Source organism: Bradyrhizobium sp. JR3.5, from assembly GCF_054057015.1.
Genome location: NZ_JBSRYV010000002.1, coordinates 4,775,981 through 4,797,143 on the forward strand (window position 1 = coordinate 4,775,981; position 21,163 = coordinate 4,797,143).

Genomic DNA, 21,163 nt, shown 5'->3' on the forward strand with positions numbered 1-21,163 from the left:
ATTCGTTGTAACCGAAGATCCTTGGCGCGAAGTCGACCTCACCCAGGGATCGTCTTCGAGCACCCCGGGGACGGCGGCTCGGACCCCGATCTTGGCATGTCGGACAAACGGGCCATCCTCGCGTCGTGGGCGCCAGGGCGGCTCGTCGATCGCGTCCCGTTAGGCGCCACGGGCGCCCGACAGTCTGGCGGCGCCGGTAATCATCGACGAGATCCTGGATGCCGTCGATGCTCTCGCAAACCCACGGCGGCCAAAGGCGGCGATCTACATTCTTCCCGGACGACGTGAGGCGGCGCGCGATATCAGCCGGAAGGGACCCGTGATCACATTGTCCAGCGCCATGACGGGAGTCCCTTGTTCGCAGCGCTTTGAATTTTGAGCGGTGCGGTCTCGGGCATCATAAGCATCGCACAGAGCCCGGCCGCGCTAGCGAGAAGCATGTACCAGGCGGGCGCCAGCGCGTTCCCGGTAACGTGGATCAGCGAGGCGACGACGGGCTGAGCTGTGCCTCCGAAGATTGCTATCGCAAAAGCGTAAATCGTCGCGAAGCCGCCACCGCGAATGTTCTTGGGCAAACCTTCGGCCATGCTCACATAGAAGGCGCTATACGGAATGGTTCCGATCAGGGTGAGCGCGCCAAGGCCTCCGAGAAGTGCGAGGGCACTGCGGCTCTCTGCGATCCACAAGAACACCGGATAGGTCATCAGCAACGCAGTGGTCTGCGGCCATATCATGATGTGCCGGCGGCCGGCGCGGTCTGCGAGCCGACCGCCCAGCAGTGCGGCAGCAATTCCTACCGTATTGCTGATGAGCGTGGTGGCAAAGGCGAGAGGCGCAGAAACTTGCAGGGTGTTCAGCGCATAGGTGGTCATATATCCCGTGACGTAGGTGATAATCGTGCAACTGGCCAAAACGATGAATCCCAAGCTCATCATGCGGCGAGCGGCAGGCGATCTCCTTACAGGCTGAACGACGGGAGCCGGCGCTTCGGGGCGGTGCAACGTTTCGGGCAAGGCGCTCCGCAGCCAAAGTCCGAATGGCAGCGCACCGGCGCCGAGCAAAAGCGCGATCCGCCATCCGTACGCATGCAGTGCCTCGCTTGTCATGGTGAGGGAGAGTATTTCTCCAACCAACGCTCCGGCCGTCGCAGCTATCTGTTGGCTGGCAGGCTGAAACGAGACAGCAAGACCGCGGGCTTCGACAGGGGCCGCCTTCCATCAAATAAGCGGTCGTCGGACCGACTTCACCTCCCAGAGCGAAGCCCTGCACCAAACGTGCGAAAATGACCAGTAACGGAGCGGCAATTCCTATTGTCTCGTACGAGGGCGTAACAGCCAAGACAAGGATCGCGGCGCTCATCATGGCAAAGCTGGCGGTCATCGCGGGCCGGCGCCCGACCCGATCCGAGTACGAGCCGAGCACGATGGCCCCGATCGGCCTGGTTACAAAACCCGCGCCAAACGTCGCGAGCGACAGCATGAGGCTGGCGAACGGGTCGCTTGCCGGGAAGAACGCCTGACCGATCTGGATAGCGAAAAAGCTATAGGTCCCGAAGTCGTAGAATTCGAGAATATTGCCGATCGTTGCGCCCAGCACGGCGCGGCCGGTCAAGCGTTCGTCTGCGACAACGAGGACCGGCTCCACCTCCCGAGTCAATTGCCTGGCCATCCTCGATCCGTCTCGAACGCGATCGCTGGCCCGAACATTTGGCCAGCCAGGTCGCGCACGTTGCGTTTCACTTGCCCCACACGCCCTCTAACTTGATGTGGCCTGCTTCGCGCCCCTGTGTTCCACATGTGGCTTTAAGCATGTCACGACGAAGCTCATGACGATGAGCTTGCAAGAAAAATGCCTGCCTCTTGCAGCCCCATTCAAGCCTTGAACTGATTGCTGCAATCGCCAGCCAAGATGAATAAACGAACCCGCTGCAGTTTTCGGAGGCGCGCAGTCATTGTGCTCCTGTGCAATGGCGGGTTTGCGACAGCATTGGCGGGTGCCGAACAGGCGACGTCTGCTTTCACACAGAAGGGCCGCCGCGCGTGCATGCTGCGTTCAGCTGGCTGTGCGTGTGCGGAAGCGTCAGGCGATTGGCCCGGCTTTTGCTCCGCTGCTTGGTAGTTGCGTGCAGCCGCTCGCTTTGTCGGGATTCTCCCGTGCACCACAGACCCTTCGTGCGATCAAACGTAATTGGAGCTCGCATTATTGACGACACCATGAAAACAACATTACCCCGGTGCCACAGACATCAGCCGGCGACATCCGCTCGTGCCGAGCCGCGGCTCAGCGGATCGCTAATGGCAAGCGTGATGCGCCAGAGTTTGAGCTCGAGGAAGTTGAAATCAAAGGCATAAGCGATGGCGACGACACGCCTCTCGACTAGCGTAGAACTCTGCCCGCTTCCCCACCAACACATTGTTCAAAATCGCCGCGCCAATTTTTCAGACAACAATTCTAAGCCTGAGGGAGTAAAGACTGAATGAAAGCGGCTCGGAGCCAAAAACCAAAAAAAAGGTGCTGAGCCGCTCACTATATGAGGGAATAATGGGGTGGAAAGTGCCTCGTGCTACCGAAGGGTATAAAGAGGCTATCGCTGAAGAGAGAACTAGGCGGTAATCTCCCGTTTTAAGGATCAGGGACAATGCGCGCGATTGCATTCGCTATGGTACTCGTCGGGGTCTGTTCATATATTGCAATGGCCCAAGTGCCATACGCTACCGAACAGCATGAATATTACTCGCGGATTGTGGGTGGCATCAGTATCGATCACAATTCGGGAGGCGCCTCTCTACCGAGTAGTTATAGCAGTAGGCGACACGTCTCGATTTTGGTCAAGCTTGAAGAGGTCGGCAGAAGTATTTTTTTGGATAAGAAAGCGACGCGAAGACTGCTAAATCAAATATCGATTTGGGCTGACGAGCAGTTGGTCATGCAAGGTGTAATGAGGCCATCACTCACTGTCATACGGGTTAGTGATTCTCGCGGTAACTCTCCGCTTGTTGCGCATCGCGACGGGCTCAGCGAGCCATGGTGGATTATAAGGTCAGGTGAGTTGCGTCCGGACAGATGACCCGAAGTTTAGACGACAAAAGCACGGTCATTTTGGCCCCAGATGAAGCGAAAACCCCCAGACGATGAGACGATGCAAGGGGCGTTTCACGTAAAACCCACGCTGTAGCCAGGCCTGGCGAAGCGACAGGCCCATGCCTGGCTTGGGATTTGATAGGCGCCAAAGCGGCAAAGCCAAACCTTGCGGCCAAGGCGCCGAGCTCGATGAATAGATCACACAAGCAGGCAACAGCGAGCTCAAGAGCTTCGCCGACGGCACCGCAATGAGAATGAACGCGAGGGTGATGTACGCCATGCGAAGCCGCATGTCCCGTGTATTCCTCCGTTGAGGGCCGCCTTGTTTGACGGACGCGAACGCTGCAGGTCCTAGGGGTAATCCTAGGAGAAGCGCTATGACGATTTCGAGGGCGGAGGTGATCACATCGGTCGAGCGGCGGCGCCGGTGGTCGCAGGATGAGAAGGAACGGCTTGTTGCAGCATCGCTCGAGCCCGGAGCCAGTGTTTCCGAGGTGGCTCGCATGGCTGGCCTTCATGTAAGCCAGCTGTTCAGGTGGCGCAAAGAGCTTTGCAAGCACGGTGAAGCGAGTATAGCGCCGTTCGTGCCGGTCGAGATTGGGCCGTCTGTGCCGCCGCGGGAAGTGGCCGAAGCAAGCGCCACTGACGACGACGCGTCGACGGAAGAGCCTGGGTATCATCGAGATAGATCTTGGTAGCGGGCACCGCATCCGGGTCGATGGCGACGTTGATGGAGACGCACTACGTCGCGTTCTCGATGCTTTGGTACGCCGATGATCCCGGTTCCGACGGGCGCACGAGTGTGGCTTGCGACAGGCTACACGGACATGCGCCGAGGCTTTCCGTCGCTGGCACTCCAGGTGCAGGAGGTGCTGCGCAAGGACCCGCTCAGCGGTCATCTGTTTGTCTTCCGCGGTCGCCGAAGCGATCTTGTGAAGGTGATCTGGCACGATGGCCAGGGAGCATGTCTGTTCACCAAAAGACTAGAGAGAGGGCGGTTCATCTGGCCTTCGGTTGCGGGCGATGCAGTGACGATCTCGCCGGCGCAGATGAGTTACCTGTTGTCCGGAATCGATTGGCGCAACCCGCAAGAAACCCAGCGTCCGACGCGGGTCGGATAGCTGTTTTGGGTTTGAATCTGCTGCTTGATCTGATTCAATGGCTTCATGATATCGAAGCCGGAGGACCTTCCATCGGATCTTGTCAGTGCCCTGGCAGCGCTGCAGGCCGAGCGTGAGGCCCGGCTGCGAGCCGAGGCGATGGCTGCCAGCGCGCAGGCGGAGCTGTCGGATAACGCGGCGCTGATCGCGCATCTCGAGCTGCGGATCGAAAAGCTCAAACGCGAACTGTACGGGCAGCGCTCCGAGCGCACGGCGCGGCTGATCGAGCAGTTGGAATTGGAGCTCGAAGAACTCGTCACCACGGCGAGCGAGGATGAGCTTGCCGCGCAGGCCGCGGCGGCGAAGGCGCAGAAAGTCCGCGCCTTCACGCGCAAGCGACCGGTACGCAAGCCCTGGCCGGACGACATCGAACACGAGCGCGTCGTTATCGAGGCTCCGACGACCTGCGCCTGCTGCGGCGGATCGCGGCTGGCGAAGATCGGCGAGGATGTGACCAAGACGCTGGAGGAGATCCCGCGTCGCTTCAAGGTCGTCGAGACGGTGCGGGAAAAGTTCACCTGCCGCGATTGCGAGAAGATCAGCCAGCCGCCCGCGCCGTTCCACGCCACGCCGCGCGGCTTCATCGGCCCACAATTGCTGGCGACGATCCTGTTCGACAAGTTCGGCATGCATATCCCGCTCAACCGCCAGAGTGCGCGCTTCAAGGCCGAGGGGATCGACCTGCCGTTATCGACGCTGGCCGACCAGGTCGGCCACGGGACCTTCGCCGTCATGCCGCTCTTCCACTTGATCGAACGCCATGTGCTCGCGTCCGAGCGCCTTCATGGCGATGACACCACCATCCGTATCTTGGCGAAGGGCAAGTGCACGACCGGGCGGATCTGGACTTATGTGCGGGATGACCGGCCCTTCGCCGGGCCTGCGCCGCCGGCGGCGGTCTATTACGCCTCGAGCGACCGACGAGGCGAGCATCCCCAGAAGCATCTGGCCGCCTTCGCCGGTATCCTGCAAGCCGATTGCTACAACGGCTTCGAGCCGTTGTTCGACCCGCAGAAGAAGGTGCTGCCGATCACGCCGGCGTTTTGCTTTGCCCACGCGCGGCGGGGCTTCTTCGAGCTGGCTGACATCGAGAAAAATGCCCGGGAAGGTAAGAAGGGCAAACCGGTCTCTCCGATCGCGCTGGAGGCGGTCAGACGCCTCGATGCGTTGTTCGAGATCGAGCGCGCCATCAACGGCCGCGGCGCCGACGAGCGGCGCGCCGTGCGCCAGGAAAAGAGCAAGCCGCTTCTCGAGGACATGCACGCCTGGTTGTTGCGCGAGCGCGAAACCCTCTCGCGCTCCTCCGAGGTCCTGAAGCCCATGAATTACATGCTCAGGCGCTGGGCCGACTTTGCCCGCTTCCTCGACGATGGCAGGATCTGCCTCAGCAACAACGCCGCCGAAAGAGCGTTGCGCGGCATCGCTTTGGGAAGGCGCAATTGGACCTTCGCCGGCAGCCTGCGCGGCGCCGAACGCGCCGCCATCATGCTGACAATGATCACCACCTGTCGTCTTAACGATGTCGATCCTAAAGCCTGGCTCTCCGACGTCCTCGCCCGGATCGCCGATCTTCCCGCTTCGCGTCTGCACGAACTGCTGCCCTGGGAATGGAAGCTCCCGCGCCAAGCCGACGACCCCAACGATCAGCAAGCTGCCTAACCTTCACGCAGCGCCATCATAGCCGACCCGGCCCCCGCGCGCATGCGTCAATCGGGCGGCCTTCGTCGTATGCGTACTGTCCCGTCGCTGCGTCCCGGCGGCGACTGGCGTCTGTTGTTGATCGTTTCGACAAATCCACGACATCGACAATCAGACAGGAGCGCCGCAGCCCGGCGATTGAGCGCACATGTCGCAGGCCTATGTCATCGAAGTATCGGATCGAACCGCAGGTATCGTTGTTCGCGAGGAGCGCGGCTTTCGCTTCTTCTCATCCGAACGCGATTTGGCCCGCATTGACGGCGCCCATTTCGGGTCCGCCCGCGCCGCGGAACGCGCGGCCAGGACGCTTATCGAGCGTCGTCGTAGGACCGAGGACCGGGCGGCATTCGCTCTGGACCCTTGATGAGGAAGGGGCGGCTGGCCTGGTAAGCGGCGCGGGCTGCCGACAGCATTACACCCGCGCCGCGAGTTGAATTGCGTGGCATCGGGGCTGTGAGCAACGGCATCGCCATTCCGACAAGGCGAAAGCTGATTACAACTTGTCGCAAGCCGCGTGCGGAAGGACTTGCCGCTCCAATTTGAGAGGCTCCGCTGCACGTCCAACTCTCCATGAGTCCCGGCAGTGTTCAGCCCGGCCTTGAATCCGTCAGCGAGGGCGGTTCCAAGGAGGCTGCCGACTCGTTGCGGGCACCGCCATGGACGCGCATTGGATATGGAGAGTGGGTTGCCCGAGTCTGAAAAATCCGCAGCCAAACGCCGTCTTGGCTGGCGGTTGAACCGGTTATCGACGGTCGTATAAAGACCGTAGCGCTCCGGGGAGTTCTCGCCACGGTTTCGTGTCGGAAGCACATACAAAACGCCAGTGAGGGCCCGCCGGTCGTCCACTCGCGTGACCGCGTGACTTGTTCGGCAGCAAGGGCTTGGCAAAGCCCGTTCTCCGTGGCTGAGAGAAAATCCCGCCATCTCAGCCTCAATCTGTGCGGAGTGAATCAGTGCTCGCCACCTGACGGGATCCATTTTGGAGCGCAGAACCTCACGAGGCTGCAGGGTTTGCGGAATCTGCCGCCGGGACGAGCGGCCGTATCGCTTGCAACAATGTGCTTATGAGCCATTACGATCTCGATGCGCAAAGCATCCCGGTCGATCGCGCTCGAATAAGGCCCCAAGGACACGCCGACTGTAAATACTTTGTACGTGGGTGATGGGCGGCGCCTGGCGCATTTGACGCGTAGCTGCAGATTGTCAAGACACGAAGCGATCAATTCCTGAAACGTGGATGCAACCCAACCAGCCTCGCCACGAGGCCGCCAGAAAGGGCTTGAACCCTACGCAGCGTCAGGTTGTACAGTCTAAATCATGCAGGCGGTCATCGTCTTAGAAGCTTCGTGATCGCAAGGAGGGGTTTCAATGTCCCGAGTTCTAAGGTGCGCGCGAGTCTGTTGCTGCGCAGGCCTGAATCGAAGTCGGCTCGTACGGAATATGGTGGCTGTCAATTGAAGGCTGACGCGGCACGTGCAGTCCGAGATCATATCGGGGCGAAGAGTTACTAGCCGCCGACAGCCGTCTGGCTATGCCGCGAAGGCGCGCGGCCAATGTGCAACCAATGGACGGCCGCGCTCCGCTCGCACGTCTGCGTGCACACGCCCTCGAAGTTGGACGGCAAAGCCCGCCCGCAATCAAAGCCCGGAATAGAAGCTGCAGTATGAAAACGAAGACTGTTACGACTATCGTGCTTGCGGTTCACGCGTTGCTCGGTTCGCCCAGCAGGGCCGTTGAAACTTACGATGTCAGCGATTCGAACGGCGTGCCCTTCATGCGGGCGCGAATATTCGGTACCGGAGATGGTCCCTTTTGTTGTGGCGGAGATGGCGAGCCGTTGCGGAATTTACCGCAATGGGAAATAGATCATGCACTGGCGGCGATTCGGCATTGGGCCGAAATCATCAAGGTCATGCCGGGTCAATCGTCGGCCATCGTCAACATCGGCGGGGTTCGCATTAACAACGCATTTTCCGTCTCCGGTATGTCACCCGGTCGCGGCACCAAGGTGCAGGCGGCACTCACGGGTCAGGATCCGGGGGAGCTGGACTACGGCGCGCATGGCGTGATTGCGATCGGCCAGATGGGTTTTTCATCCAAAGCATACATCCCTTCGCAATTGCCGATGACGCCAGAGAGAAGTCTTACATCCGTTGCGATTCATGAGCTCGCCCATGACCTGGGAATCCAAAGTACCATTTCCGGCTATGAAGCATCGCCGTATTTCCCTGAAGCGATAAATGCCTGGACGGACCATTTGCACGATGACAATGGCAAACAAGCCAAGCCGGGACAGGCGATCTATTGTTCCGGCTGCGCGAACCCGCGAGCTGACGACGTTTTCGACTTGCGCCGCGATCAGGGTTATTTCGCTGGGAAGCATGTGGGTGAAGTGCTGGCCGGTGCCATGCCAGGTATTCCGGTGCGAGCGAGTCGGCAGGATGCACCCTTCGCCTCGCATACCGAGCTTAAAAACAGCATGATGAGCCACCAGGGATACCGGAATTACACCTCCCTGATGGAGGCGGAGATCGCCGCGTTGCAGGATATCGGCTACAGCATCGATCGGCGCAATTTCTTCGGTTACTCCATCTACGGCAACGGTCAGAATCTGGTAAACGACAATCCCTTCTTCGCTCGTAATGCTGACCGCACCGCCTATCTTCCAAATACATACAACACGGCCACGCTCGGACTGGGGCTGCACGTCTATGGCAGCGGCAACACTGTGGTCCAGCGCGCCGACCTGCTTTCACAAGGAGCAGGGGGCGCTGGCATCCGGGTCGATGGCGAAAACAATCGGATAATAATCCCGACCGGAACCCGCGTCCATGCCGACGGCGCCTATGCGCGCGGCGTCATGTTCGCCTATGGCAAGGGTCACACGCTTACTCAGCGTGGCGACGTGCAGGCCATCGGCGAGCACGGCATCGCAGCAAGTTTCGACTTTGGCAACAATAGGCAGGGCAATGACCGTGAATATCGTGGTTCGTATATTCACACGATTGGCCATAACTCGGTGCCGATGCTGAACGAGATCGACGGTCCGCTCGTCAGCACGTTCGATCTGACCGGGCGCCTGGCTGGTCGTCACGCAGCGATGTACATGTCGAAGAATGGTTATGTGGGCGAGATCAATGTGATGCGCGGCGCAATGCTGTCTGGGGACATCCTGTCTGATTACGCCCAGGTTGACGGAAACGGTTCTCCGCGCCTGACCAAATTAACGTTCGGTATGACGCCTGACGCGAATGGTCACTCAACGGGACAGCCCGACGCAGGCTTTGCAACCCGCTATGTGGGTAACATCATTGGACGCAACAACCTGTCGCTGCAGTTGTCTGGTGGCGTCGTGTTGTTTACCGGCAATCACGAAGTGTACGACGCAACCGTCGCGCAAGGCGCAGCCTTGTCCGGTAACGGCAGTTACCTGATCAATAGCGATGGCCGCTTCACCAATAGCGGTGCTGTCGCGCCGCTCATCGATGGCCTTCACAGTAGCATAACGGTGAATGGCGACTATCTGCAAACCTCGACCGGTCGCTTGCAGGTCGCCGTGAACGATGCTGGTGCGATCAGCCGCCTCGCCGTGAACGGCAATGCGACGCTCGACGGCACGCTCACGATCATGCCGCAGCGCGGCTGGTACGGCAGCGGCTTTAGCGTCTCCTCCAATCGGTGGCTGAACGCAACAAATCTCACAGGCTCGTTCACGAACGTGACGACGTCGCTGCGGTCGCCAACCTTGATGGCGAGTGCGACAGCCGAGGGCGACAACACCTACGCGTTGACACTCTCCCGCCCAACCGATGCCTATTCGCGTTATGGGGCCGATGCCAACAGCCGCCAGGTGGGCGCGGCGCTCGATCGAGTAGCTGGCAACGCGGCGGTTGCGTTGCACCCGCTCGTCGCGGCACTCGACTTCTCCGCGTCGGACGGCACGGCGGTGACATCTGGGCTGCGTCGGCTTTCGCCATCCGTCTATGCGTCGGAGAAGGGCCGGCGTGTCAATGACAGCTTCTATGCGCGTTCGGCAGTCTATAGCCGTCTCGAACAGGCGTTTGGCGGCGCGCCATTCTCGCCGGTGGCGGTGATGGGTTATGGTGCTGAGCGGAGGCCAGGCGGCAATTCTGCCTCTGCCATCGGTGCGGCCGCCCCGGCTTCCTCTGACCTGCCATCCTATGACTTGCAGCGTTATGCAGCGTGGGCTTCTGCTTTTGGCGGACGGACGACCCAATCAGGAGATGGCAATGCCGCAAGCACCAGATCCACCATTGGCGGCTTCATGACCGGTATCGACGCGCCGGTGTTTGACGACTGGCGCTTTGGTGTTCTTGCAGGCTATAGCCGTTCCACATTCAAGGTTAACGCTTCTTCGTCGTCAGGCAGGAGCGACAATTTCACTCTCGGGACCTATGCCGGCACCGAGTGGACCGTGCCAGAAGGAGCCATCGCCTTCCGCTCAGGCATTGCCTATACATGGCACGATCTTGAGATGAGCCGCAACGTTAGGTTCCCGGGGTTCAACGACAACTTGATCTCGGACTACGATGCAGGCACTTTCCAGATTTTTGGAGAACTGGGCTACAAGGTCCATGTCGGCAACTGGTCGGTGATCGAGCCCTATGTCAATCTCGCCCATGTTCGCGTCGCGACGGATGGTTTTAGCGAGAGGGGACTGAACGGAGCGGCGCTTGATATTCACGCCGACACCATGGAAACGACGCTCTCCACCCTCGGCGTCTATGCGACCACCCGTTTTCAACTTGGCCAAATAGCCGCGATTGCGCGAGCCGATATTCGCCGGCGTTATGCCGTTGGTGACCGCATTCCGCTGTCGACAGCCAGCTTTGCCGCCGGTTCCAGCGCTTTTGTGGCTTCCGGCGTATCCATTGGCAAGAACGTGGCACTCGTCGAATCCGGTCTGGACTTCCAGCTTTCCAGCAACAGCACCATTGGCATCGCCTACCAGGGCCAGTTCGGCTCAGGCGTCACCCAGAACGGAGTCAATGCCATCTTCAACGTGAAGTTCTGATGCGCACGGTCAATCGATTTTGGCCCAGCGCGCTACACGCAATGTAGTCATGTTGGTTTCAATCCAGGTCTCATCCACAAAAACCTGAGGTTATGCACAGCAAGATCGCTCATGCAGCCATGCGATCATCATGCGCGTGCTGCATTCGTACGACCGGCGGAGATGGTCCGGGAATACGCCAGGCATTGGGGCAAGTTACCGACATAGGGGTTCATGCGCCGAGAAGGTCCGGCGATAGCCGCCTCCGCGGTCGTGGATGGAATAGAGGCTACAAATAATCCGAACCTCATCTGCTTCCTTGTGCCCGTTCCATTGCTGCACGAAACGAGGGTTCAATAGCTGTGGAATATCGCTTCATAATGAACATCTATTTGTCCTGGTCGTAGGAAAGGAGCACAGAAGATTCGAATGCGACGGATGGCTGTAGTGGCGCGCTCAAGGTCGCTATTGTGCATCAAGATCACGACCAGCGCATTCGTGCTTGTATTGGAGGCGCGTTATGACTGGCATCAGCGGACTCGGGAATCGCATTTGGCAATCTACAGACGACAGCGGTGAAGCCGCGGCCAAGTCTTACACAGATGGCGTTTCTAGTGAGAACGGTCAAACGAGCAGTTCTGGCCCTGTGCGGATGGACTCTGAGCCTCAAGATTTCGAGACTTATTCTGCTCGCGTCCCTTTCGACGGTATGGCTTCGCAGCGCGAGCATGGTGGAAGCTCCGAGATCCCGTATAGATCTTATCGTCACGCACCAGGTTCGACCGAACGTTCGTCGCGTTCTGGCAGCGAGCACTGGCGGAGCGATCGAGCAACCGGAAGCTCGCGAACAGAGGCGAGCCGCCCGCATGGGCAATCCGTGCCCGACCGAGCGGCTGGATCACGAAAGCGGCGTGTCGACGATGTCGTCGCGCAGAGCGTCCATGGTACAAGCTTAGAGCGCCCTTATAGGCGTTCGAACGCACTGAATACGGCGCTAAGGGATATTGATCACGCTCACGACGTCCATGGATTCTCAGAGGTCGTCGCGAGATATGCCAGGCAGTTGCGAATGCCCGACAAGGCAACGTTCCTGCAAAAAGCCGCCGCTGATTTCCGATACAGATTTGTCGCGCGCTTGGAGCAAAATATCCGCTCTGGTGAATCATGGAGCTACGCCAGGATATGCAACGAGGTGAGCGGAGAGGCTGGCGGTCCGGAAGGCATGGAAGCTGCCAAGGCCTTGGCAGCTGGAGTATCGAGGCTCGACGACTTGATTATGTACGAAGTCGAGGACCGAGCCCTTGCGCTCTTCGCCGCATCATTCGGTCGACACTCCCGGGTGCCGGCATGCCGCAGGGGGGCGATCAGAATCGCGAAATTTTGTTGCGCTGAAAGCCACGGACTTCGGAGGCAGACTAACCAAGGGCTATCCTTACTGGTGAATGGCTTCAGCAAGTGGCCGGACGCGAGCAAGTGGCCGGACGCGACGGGCTGCCGCGAGGCTACGGTCGCGATCGCCGGTGAGGTTGCTCGCTGCCGCGACAGGCTCTCTGATATCCCGCAGGGGTTGGCGAACCTGGTGAACGGCTTTAGCAAGTGGCCGGAGGCGACGGGCTGCCGCGAGGCTACGGTCGCGATCGCCGGTGAGGTCTGTTGTCGCGCCGTGCGCACCGCCCGGCTGTTTGATTTTGCTCCGCAGGCGCTGGCGAACCTGGTGAACGGTTTCAGCAAATGGCCGGACGCGTTGGGCTGTCGCGAGGCTGCTGTCGCGATCGCCGGTGAGGTGCCTTCCCGGCTCTCCGGTTTTAACCCGCAGGCGCTGGCGAACCTGGTCAACGGTTTCAGCAAATGGCCGGACGCGGAGCGCTGTTGCGAGGCTGCCGTCGCCATCGCCGGTCGGGTGCCTTCCCAGCTCTTCCGTTTTGACCCGCAGCAACTGGCGAACCTGGTCAACGGTTTCAGCAAATGGCCGGACGCGGAGCGCTGTTGCGAGGCTGCCACCGCCATCGCCGGTGAGGTGCCTTCCCGGCTCTCCGGTTTTGACCCGCAGGAGCTGGCGAATCTGGTGAACGGTTTCAGCAAATGGCCGGACGCGGAGCGCTGTTGCGAGGCTGCCGTCGCCATCGCCGGTGAGGTGCCTTCCCGGCTCTCCGATTTTAAGCCCCTGGAGCTGGCGAGCCTGATCAACGGTTTCAGCAAATGGCCGGACGCGGAGCGCTGTTGCGAGGCTGCCGTCGCGATCGGCGGTGAGGTGCCTTCCCGGCTCGCCAATTTTAAGCCCCTGGAGCTGGCGAACCTGGTGAACGGTTTCAGCAAATGGCCGGACGTGGAGGGCTGTCGCGAGGCTGCCGTCGCCATCGCCGGTGAGGTGCCTTCCCGGCTCTCCGGTTTTGACCCGCAGGCGCTGGCGAACCTGGTCAACGGTTTCAGCAAATGGCCGGACGCGGAGCGCTGTCGCGAGGCTGCCGTCGCCATCGCCGGTGAGGTGCCTTCCCGGCTCTCCGGTTTTAAGCCCCTGGAATTGGCGAACCTGATCAACGGTTTCAGCAAATGGCCGGACGTGGAGGGCTGTCGCGAGGCTGCCGTCGCCATCGCCGGTGAGGTGCCTTCCCGGCTCTCCGGTTTTGACCCGCAGGAGCTGGCGAGCCTGGTCAACGGTTTCAGCAAATGGCCGGACGCGGCGGGCTGTTGCGAGGCTGCCGTCGCGATCGCCGGTCAGGTGCCTTCCCGGCTCTCCGGTTTTGACCCGCAGGCGCTGGCCGAGCCTGGTCAACGGTTTCAGCAAATGGCCGGACGCGGCGGGCTGTTGCGAGGCTGCCGTCGCCATCGCCGGTGAGGTGCCTTCCCGGCTCTCCGGTTTTGACCCGCAGGCGCTGGCGAACCTGGTGAACGGTTTCAGCAAATGGCCGGACGCGGCGGGCTGTTGCGAGGCTGCCGTCGCCATCGCCGGTGAGGTGCCTTCCCGGCTCTCCGGTTTTGACCCGCAGGCGTTGGCGAGCCTGGTCAACGGTTTCAGCAAATGGCCGGACGCGGCGGGCTGTTGCGAGGCTGCCGTTGCCATCGCCGGTGAGGTGCCTTCCCGGCTCTCCGGTTTTGACCCGCAGGCGCTGGCGAACCTGGTGAACGGTTTCGGCAAATGGCCGGACGTGGAGGGCTGTTGCGAGGCTGCCGTCGCGATCGGCGGTCAGGTGCCTTCCCGGCTCTCCGGTTTTGACCCGCAGCAACTGGCGAACCTGGTCAACGGTTTCAGCAAATGGCCGGACGCGGCGGGCTGTTGCGAGGCTGCCGTCGCCATCGCCGGTGAGGTGCCTTCCCGGCTCTCCGGTTTTGACCCGCAGGCGCTGGCGAACCTGGTGAACGGTTTCAGCAAATGGCCGGACGCGGCGGGCTGTTGCGAGGCTGCCGTCGCCATCGCCGGTGAGGTGCCTTCCCGGCTCTCCGGTTTTGACCCGCAGGCGTTGGCGAGCCTGGTCAACGGTTTCAGCAAATGGCCGGACGCGGAGCGCTGTTGCGAGGCTGCCGTCGCGATCGGCGGTGAGGTGCCTTCCCGGCTCGCCAATTTTAAGCCCCTGGAGCTGGCGAGCCTGGTGAACGGTTTCAGCAAATGGCCGGACGTGGAGGGCTGTCGCGAGGCTGCCGTCGCCATCGCCGGTGAGGTGCCTTCCCGGCTCTCCGGTTTTGACCCGCAGGCGCTGGCGAACCTGGTCAACGGTTTCAGCAAATGGCCGGACGCGGAGCGCTGTTGCGAGGCTGCCGTCGCCATCGCCGGTGAGGTGCCTTCCCGGCTCTCCGGTTTTGACCCGCAGGCGCGGGCGAACCTGGTCAACGGTTTCAGCAAATGGCCGGACGTGGCGGCCTGTCGCGAGGCTGCCGTCGCGATCGCCGGTGAGGTGCCTTCCCGGCTCTCCGGTTTTAACCCGCAGCAACTGGCGAACCTGGTCAACGGTTTCAGCAAATGGCCGGACGCGGAGCGCTGTCGCGAGGCTGCCGTCGCGATCGCCGGTGAGGTGCCTTCCCGGCTCTCCGGTTTTGACCCGCAGGCGCTGGCGAACCTGGTCAACGGTTTCAGCAAATGGCCGGACGCGGAGCGCTGTTGCGAGGCGGCCGTCGCGATCGCCGGTCAGGTGCCTTCCCGGCTCTCCGGTTTTGACCCGCAGCAACTGGCGAGCCTGGTCAACGGTTTCAGCAAATGGCCGGACGCGGCGGGCTGTCGCGAGGCTGCCGTCGCGATCGCCGGTCAGGTGCCTTCCCGGCTCTCCGGGTTTTGACCCGCTGGCGCTGGCGAGCCTGGTCAACGGTTTCAGCAAATGGCCGGACGCGGCGGGCTGTTGCGAGGCTGCCGTCGCCATCGCCGGTGAGGTGCCTTCCCGGCTCTCCGGTTTTGACCCGCAGGCGCTGGCGAACCTGGTGAACGGTTTCGGCAAATGGCCGGACGTGGAGGGCTGTTGCGAGGCTGCCGTCGCCATCGCCGGTGAGGTGCCTTCCCGGCTCTCCCGTTTTAAGCCGCAGGCGCTGGCGAACCTGATCAATAGTTTCAGCAAATGGCCGGACGTGGCGGGCTGTCGCGAGGCTGCCGTCGCGATCGCCGGTGAGGTGCCTTCCCAGCTCCCCAATTTTAAGCCCCAGGAATTGGCGACCCTGGTGAACGGTTTCAGCAGATGGCCAGAAGACGCGGCATGCCACCAGGCAGTAATGGACATCGCGCGCGGCCTCGGCGGACCGGGCCGACGCTTTGGTTCGTTCTCGACGGTTGAGTTCGCCACGATCGCCAATGCTCTGGGACGCAGTGTCAAAAGCGGCGAGGACGGTGGAGACGTTGCGGAGACAGCACTCCTGAAGAATAGCTTACATCAGCTGGCTCATTACCTGCACTATGCCGATGCTCGGCTGGAGCAGGCCAGTGTTCTGAGCATCGCCATCATTTTCAAGGCGCTGGCGAAGGTCGGGCTGTTTGAGGACCTCGGTTCGCTCGCACCAACAGGGCTAGAACGCCTTACGGAATTGCATCGTGCCCCTGATTTTGCCGCGGAGAATAACCTCGAAACCATGGGCAATCTTTGCGCCGCCCTGCTGCCGCTGGCGCGCAGCCCGCACCTGCGCTCGCACCGCAGGCAGGCTCTGAACCTGCTGAACGGCATCCAACCGATCGTGGAGCACAAGATCGAGGCGTATCTTAGCGCAAGCGAGGCCGAGCGGATTCGTGGGCCGTTCGCGAGCCGCTCCCCGGCGTTGTCGATCTATCAAGTGCTGAAAGCCCGTGCGGTCGTGGAGACGTTGTTCAAACGGCCGTATGTCGAGGGCAGCAAGCCCGATTTGCTCGCACGGCGGGACGAGCTGCAGCGCAAGACCAAGGAGATCCTGTACAGCACGCGCGACCTCATCGAAAGCGATCTTTCCAACATGAGCTGGAACCTGATTGCGCAGATCGAGTCGGACAATCCGGTCGACGCGCTGGACTCGTTTATGGCGCAGGACGCGGCGAGGATCCAGGCGCAACATCCGGCATCCGTCTTCGACATGCATAAGGTGCTGCGGGCGATGGATCATGAGCCCAGACCGCCGCAGGGTAATGCGGGACTGATGCAGCTGCGGGTGGTGGACCTGCAGGGGCGGCCAGTGGCGACGGAGCCTGAGCCCAGACCGCCGCAGGGTAATGCGGGACTGATGCAGCTGCCGGTGGTGGACCGGCAGGCGCGGCGAGTGGGGACGAAGCCTGAGACACGCTATTCGATTTTCCATCGCCTGACCTCCGGGGCATTACCGGTGGTCGCGGTGCAACTGCCGGGAAAGCTGAGCACCTTCATGCTGGCGCGGACGCTCACCGTCGATGGTGTGCCATACCGCATGGACCTGTTCGGCGGCAGCAAGTTGAGACCACCAAGGCTGACTGTGTCGCAGATCGCCGCGCGGCCACCCGGCGCGCAGCCAGCAGCGCCTTCCGGAGGCAAGTTGCTTGCCATTCCCTATGCCGAAACCGCTCGGGGAACGGCGTTCGAGAAACTATCGCGCGGTTGGGCGCCGTTTAAAGAAGCCTATTGGTATACCCAGCGCAGGGCCTTTGCGGCGCCGCCCGCGATCCAAGGTCTCGATTCTCACGACTACGCGCTAGAGGGCGCCTTCAGGCTGCTGCTGACGCCGGACCGCCCTACCAACGAGGCGCATCCCTTCAAACTGACGGGACCCGAAGGCCCGATCTCCCTGCAACCCCACGACGGCTGTGGCTTCATCAAGGCCTCGCTGGCCGAGTTGATGCCAGCTGTTCGGCGGGCCGGGGACCGGGAAGGTCCCGATCGGATGCTTGCCTTTGCTGAGGGACGGAGATCGTCCGTGCCGGCCTCGGCGCTCCAACATTATCCGCGCAGTGAGCAGGTGGCCGATGAGGCGCGCGAGAAGGCTAGGCGCTGGCTTGAAAGCAAGCAACAGCAAAAACAAGAGCTGACATCCGCAGAGCTGTTTCGCACAGTGACGGCAGGTCACATCGATGGTCCCGCTGCTATTGCCGTCCCGTCCAGTGACGATGACCTCCATGTGCCAAAGCTCAAAAGCGAAACATTGAGCGAAACGGGAGGCGTACTGATCGGGCGCGCGCCCTACGACAAGCCCAATCTGCGCCCACTCGCTGCCGAACGAGTCAGGTCGGCAGCTGATGGAGATCAGACTGCGGCATTCCTCGATAGATGCGTGGCCATGCAATACAGTTTCAGTGTCGCCCAGAAGTCGCGGGAGGTGCTGGCGGACGACGATCCAAGCTTCTTTGCCAAAGGCATTCTGATCGTGGTGCCGGATGAGATGTGGCCGGCCAACTACGCCGATCGTGGGCTGGTGATGTCGGCCGAGGACGTCAAGTGCCATTCGAGCTGGATCGAGCGCAAGGACCGCGCCAAGGTAGACACGCCGGTCGACTGCGTCGGCATCCTGCAGGCGACCGAGGTGTTCGCTCCGGGGTCGTTGGTTGCCGTCCCGACTAACGAGCAGAAAAAGCTCGACGGTGACTTCGACGGGGATCCCGTCGTTATCATTGGCGACCGGCCGCAGCTTTATGAGCATGTTCGCCAGTTCGATCAGAAGGAGCAAGCTCGCGGTGTTCGCTCACTCAAGCCGCCCAAGTCGCATACTCCGGCGATTGAGGATGGCAATTATCAGTTCAGTCGTGCCAGCCAGATCCTCGCGGCGACGACGAATGTTTTGGAGATCTATAGCTGCCTGCAGCGAAGCTTTCTGGCGCAGTCCCATGAAGCACGATGCTGGTTCGCCGAGCGTGCCATCTTTGGCACCTATGAGGGCACTCATCACGAGCTCAGGCACGACATCCGTGCCCTGTTCAGCAAGGAACGGGTGAGCGGCCAGAATATCCAAGACAAGCTCGAGCGGGCGAGGCGCGAGATCGAACTCGCAGACCATCCGGTCGCCCGCGAAACGGCCGAGTTGCTTGTCGCCGATCTTAAGGCATGGGCAGCGACGGCGGATGAGCAGGTCCCGCCTGAAACAGTCGGACGCGTGAGCGAGGCAAAGCTGACGGTGAGTTCAGCGCTGTCTGAGCTTTTCCCGGAACTGGCAAAGGCCTATTCGGTCGCGCCTCAGCCCCGTGACCGCATCCAAGTCTTGCTGGACCACTACCCTGCGCGCATCGAGCCCCGACCGGATGGTTACGATCTGGACGATCTCGTCCAAAGCGCAAACAATCTCCTGAGTCTTGGCATGAAGGTCGGGACCGACGGGTATAAATCCGATACCGGGGTCCGCCTCTTCCTGAAGAAAAGCCGAGAGCTGCAACGGCTGCTGCACCGGACGCCGGGCCTGACCTCCGTCCCCTTCAGCAAGAGCCTGGCGGCGACGCTCACCCAGGGCCGGTTCGACGTCGATGCTACCTTGGAGGATCTGAAGGATAATTCCACGCTGACGGCGTCAGTCATGGAGGCGTCAATCAAGCTTGCTGCGGAGAAGCACATTCTGCCCGAACCCTCTGGCCGACTGCTTACGGCTGAGGATGCCGCCATGACGGTCACGCTGACCCGCGAGGAGGCCGCGGAGCGTGCTCAAGTGGAGGCTGCCCGCGCGGAAGTCGAAGAGACAGACATCACTGCAACGGCATTCGGCGTTGCCGAGACGCTCACGCACGCGGGTATCCAGGTGCATATGCCCCATCTCGATCGCCGCTTGAGATCGGAAGCCTCCATGACGTCCCAACTCACCGGGATGAGCGTCACGTCTGACGACGCCCCCCAGCTGATCAGCAGCGCTGTTCGCCACGTCTTCGAAAAGTCCCTGACCAGGATTTTGCACGCGCCTTCAAGAAGGCCATTCTGGCCTTCGACGAGCAAGGCTACACCGAGGTGAGCACAACCAACTGGTTCAAAATGCGCGATCCAACCGTTATCGGCATCAAAACTGTGCTCGCGACCCAGGGCGACTATCATTTCGAGGTGGAGTTCCATACGCCAGACAGCTACCAGGCCAAGATTGCCAATCACGATACCTACAAGGAGCTGCAGAAGCTTCAGCAGCAAGCGAGCGGAGACGCTCTGGAGCAATCTGAGGCTGAAGAACTGGCTCGGCGTGCGCGAGAGGTGTGCAAGAAGGTGGCGATTCCCCCTGGTGCCAGGAACATCCCCCATTGGGGAGTCGAATCGGCTCGTAGAAAGCAGGCCGGTGCGGCCTTTACGGCGCGAGTTGCCGAGCCAGGAAGGCGCGAAATCGGAGAGATTAGGACAGCCCTCGGCGATCGGCCGATCGTGCTCGTCGGCATGCCCGGTGCCGGCAAAATCCACTATCGGCCGGCTTCTTGCGAAACGGCTGCGGCTGAACTTCATCGATTCCGATGCCGCGATCAGGACAGAAGCCGGCACGTCGATAAAGCAACTCTGCCAGACCTATGGCGAGCAGTATTTTAAGGACCTTGAGGCTAAGGTAATCGCGCATGCGCTCAAGCAAGGGTCTGTGCTCGCAACCGGTTCCGATTCGTTGATCCATGATCCGACCCGTAGCCTGATCCATGACAAGGCAGTCTCGATCTGGCTCAAGGTCGACGCCGACGTCATAATGCAGCGCAACAAGGGCCGCTCCGGCCGCCGGCTGATGCAGACCTCCGACACCGAAGCGACCGTCACGCAATGGATCAGGGACCGCGAGCCGGTCTATCAAACCGCCGATCTCACGATCACCTCGGGCAAGGTGTCGCATAAAAAAAATCAGGTAGATGAATGCGTGGCGGCGCTGCATGCCCACCTGCGTGGCGAGGGTGCCCCGGACCGGAGACCTGCTGGTGATCAAGATGGAGCATATGGCACTGCCGGGGCTTCGTCAGGACGTCGAGCGAGGTCTGGGCTTGCACGTCGTAAGATAATTTGAGACTGATCAGGCTTTTCGCGAAGCGAGTCTCTGGCTCATCTGGGTTGTTTAAGCAGCCTGCAGTTGATGCTGCAAGCGGCGGTTCGTGATAGTGTCGCGCTTCATGGCGTTCTACGGTAGACGCCGGCATGCGATCAACTCCCCGTTAGACGTTAGACGTTGTCTAGCAAGAAGATAGGCCGCGCACAGCCTGATTGGTTCCGGAGCTGTGTTCTGTCCCCGAAACGACGATCCCGTCTTTGCGGAATACGCATCGGATCGTCTCGCCTCCTACGGCCACAGTGCCGTCAAGGCTTGAGCCTTATAGCTAGGCTGGGCAAGGCCTTCGGCAAGGGCAACTAGGCGCCGCTGGAGGTCGCGCGAGAGTCCTCCCATGCCTGTGCCGAGATGTCGCAGGGCCGAGACGCGATGCTCAGGATCGTTAAATCCCTCCGCCAGGGCAACAAGGCGTTCCTGAACTGCGGGCGCAACCCGTGCCAGGCTTCCCCCGAGGCTCTGCAAAGCCGAAACACGATCCGCAGGGTCGTCCAGCGCCTCGGTAAGGACGACGAGGCGCTTCTGGAGCTCGGGCGCAAACTCCGCCAGGCGGCTTCCGAGACCTTGCAAGGCCACGAGACGCTCGGGGCTGTTGAACATCTCGGCAAGGCCGACGAGGCGCTCCTGGAGCGGGACGGCTAGCCGGCCTACACGCGCCGTTAGGGCCCATAGTGCCGAGACGCGATCCGTGGGCTGAGCCAGCCGCTCAGCGAGGGCAACGAGGCGCGGCTGGAGGGCGGGCTGAACCCCTCCCACATGTATTCCAAGAGCCCATAGGGCCGAGACGCGATGCTCGGGCTCGTTAAGCCCCTCCGCGAGGGTGAGC

General features: G+C 61.2%; 7 protein-coding genes and 2 pseudogenes. 7 read left to right on the plus strand and 2 right to left on the minus strand.

Annotated elements, in window-relative coordinates:
• Positions 1 to 323: 323 nt before the first annotated feature.
• Together ACVWW1_RS39915 and ACVWW1_RS39920 are read right to left on the minus strand one after the other, a co-directional pair.
• Positions 324 to 1,706: pseudogene (locus ACVWW1_RS39915) on the minus strand (MFS transporter).
• 1,388 nt (positions 1,707 to 3,094) lie between these two features.
• Complete coding sequence (locus ACVWW1_RS39920; protein WP_456659670.1) at positions 3,095 to 3,361, minus strand: hypothetical protein; 267 nt, start codon at positions 3,359 to 3,361, stop codon at positions 3,095 to 3,097.
• 97 nt (positions 3,362 to 3,458) lie between these two features.
• On the opposite strand from ACVWW1_RS39920, the gene tnpA reads away from it, so the two are divergent.
• The 7 genes and pseudogenes from tnpA to ACVWW1_RS39955 all read left to right on the plus strand — a co-directional run bounded on the left by tnpA (position 3,459) and on the right by ACVWW1_RS39955 (position 20,979).
• Positions 3,459 to 3,779 carry an IS66-like element accessory protein TnpA gene (gene tnpA, locus ACVWW1_RS39925; protein WP_456659671.1) on the plus strand — a complete coding sequence of 107 codons (321 nt, stop codon included), beginning with the start codon at positions 3,459 to 3,461 and terminating at the stop codon, positions 3,777 to 3,779.
• Between the two features lie 75 nt (positions 3,780 to 3,854).
• Positions 3,855 to 4,202 (plus strand): IS66 family insertion sequence element accessory protein TnpB, encoded by a 348-nt coding sequence (tnpB, locus tag ACVWW1_RS39930; RefSeq protein WP_247356782.1) that lies wholly within the window; start codon positions 3,855 to 3,857, stop codon positions 4,200 to 4,202.
• Positions 4,203 to 4,247: 45 nt separating this feature from the next.
• On the plus strand, positions 4,248 to 5,900 hold the full coding sequence (gene tnpC / locus ACVWW1_RS39935) for an IS66 family transposase (protein ID WP_456659672.1): 1,653 nt from the start codon (positions 4,248 to 4,250) through the stop codon (positions 5,898 to 5,900).
• A gap of 187 nt (positions 5,901 to 6,087) precedes the next feature.
• Entirely contained in the window at positions 6,088 to 6,303 is a 216-nt protein-coding gene (locus ACVWW1_RS39940; protein ID WP_456659673.1) for a hypothetical protein, read from the plus strand.
• A gap of 1,299 nt (positions 6,304 to 7,602) precedes the next feature.
• Positions 7,603 to 10,974: an autotransporter outer membrane beta-barrel domain-containing protein gene (locus ACVWW1_RS39945; protein WP_456659674.1), complete on the plus strand. Its 3,372-nt coding sequence runs from the start codon at positions 7,603 to 7,605 to the stop codon at positions 10,972 to 10,974.
• 1,684 nt (positions 10,975 to 12,658) lie between these two features.
• Positions 12,659 to 20,301 (plus strand): annotated as a pseudogene (locus ACVWW1_RS39950) (shikimate kinase); the annotation flags it as partial.
• A 408-nt stretch (positions 20,302 to 20,709) separates the two neighbouring features.
• Positions 20,710 to 20,979, plus strand: coding sequence for a hypothetical protein (locus ACVWW1_RS39955; RefSeq protein WP_429034129.1), 270 nt, complete (start codon positions 20,710 to 20,712; stop codon positions 20,977 to 20,979).
• Positions 20,980 to 21,163: the final 184 nt, after the last annotated feature.

What these genes read in the sequence shown, in the direction of transcription:
- ACVWW1_RS39920 (WP_456659670.1), bottom strand. Translation starts at nt 3,361, where the DNA reads ATGGCGTACATCACCCTCGCGTTCATTCTCATTGCGGTGCCGTCGGCG.
- tnpA (WP_456659671.1), top strand. Translation starts at nt 3,459, where the DNA reads ATGACGATTTCGAGGGCGGAGGTGATCACATCGGTCGAGCGGCGGCGC.
- tnpB (WP_247356782.1), top strand. Translation starts at nt 3,855, where the DNA reads ATGATCCCGGTTCCGACGGGCGCACGAGTGTGGCTTGCGACAGGCTAC.
- tnpC (WP_456659672.1), top strand. Translation starts at nt 4,248, where the DNA reads ATGATATCGAAGCCGGAGGACCTTCCATCGGATCTTGTCAGTGCCCTG.
- ACVWW1_RS39940 (WP_456659673.1), top strand. Translation starts at nt 6,088, where the DNA reads ATGTCGCAGGCCTATGTCATCGAAGTATCGGATCGAACCGCAGGTATC.
- ACVWW1_RS39945 (WP_456659674.1), top strand. Translation starts at nt 7,603, where the DNA reads ATGAAAACGAAGACTGTTACGACTATCGTGCTTGCGGTTCACGCGTTG.
- ACVWW1_RS39955 (WP_429034129.1), top strand. Translation starts at nt 20,710, where the DNA reads ATGCTCAGGATCGTTAAATCCCTCCGCCAGGGCAACAAGGCGTTCCTG.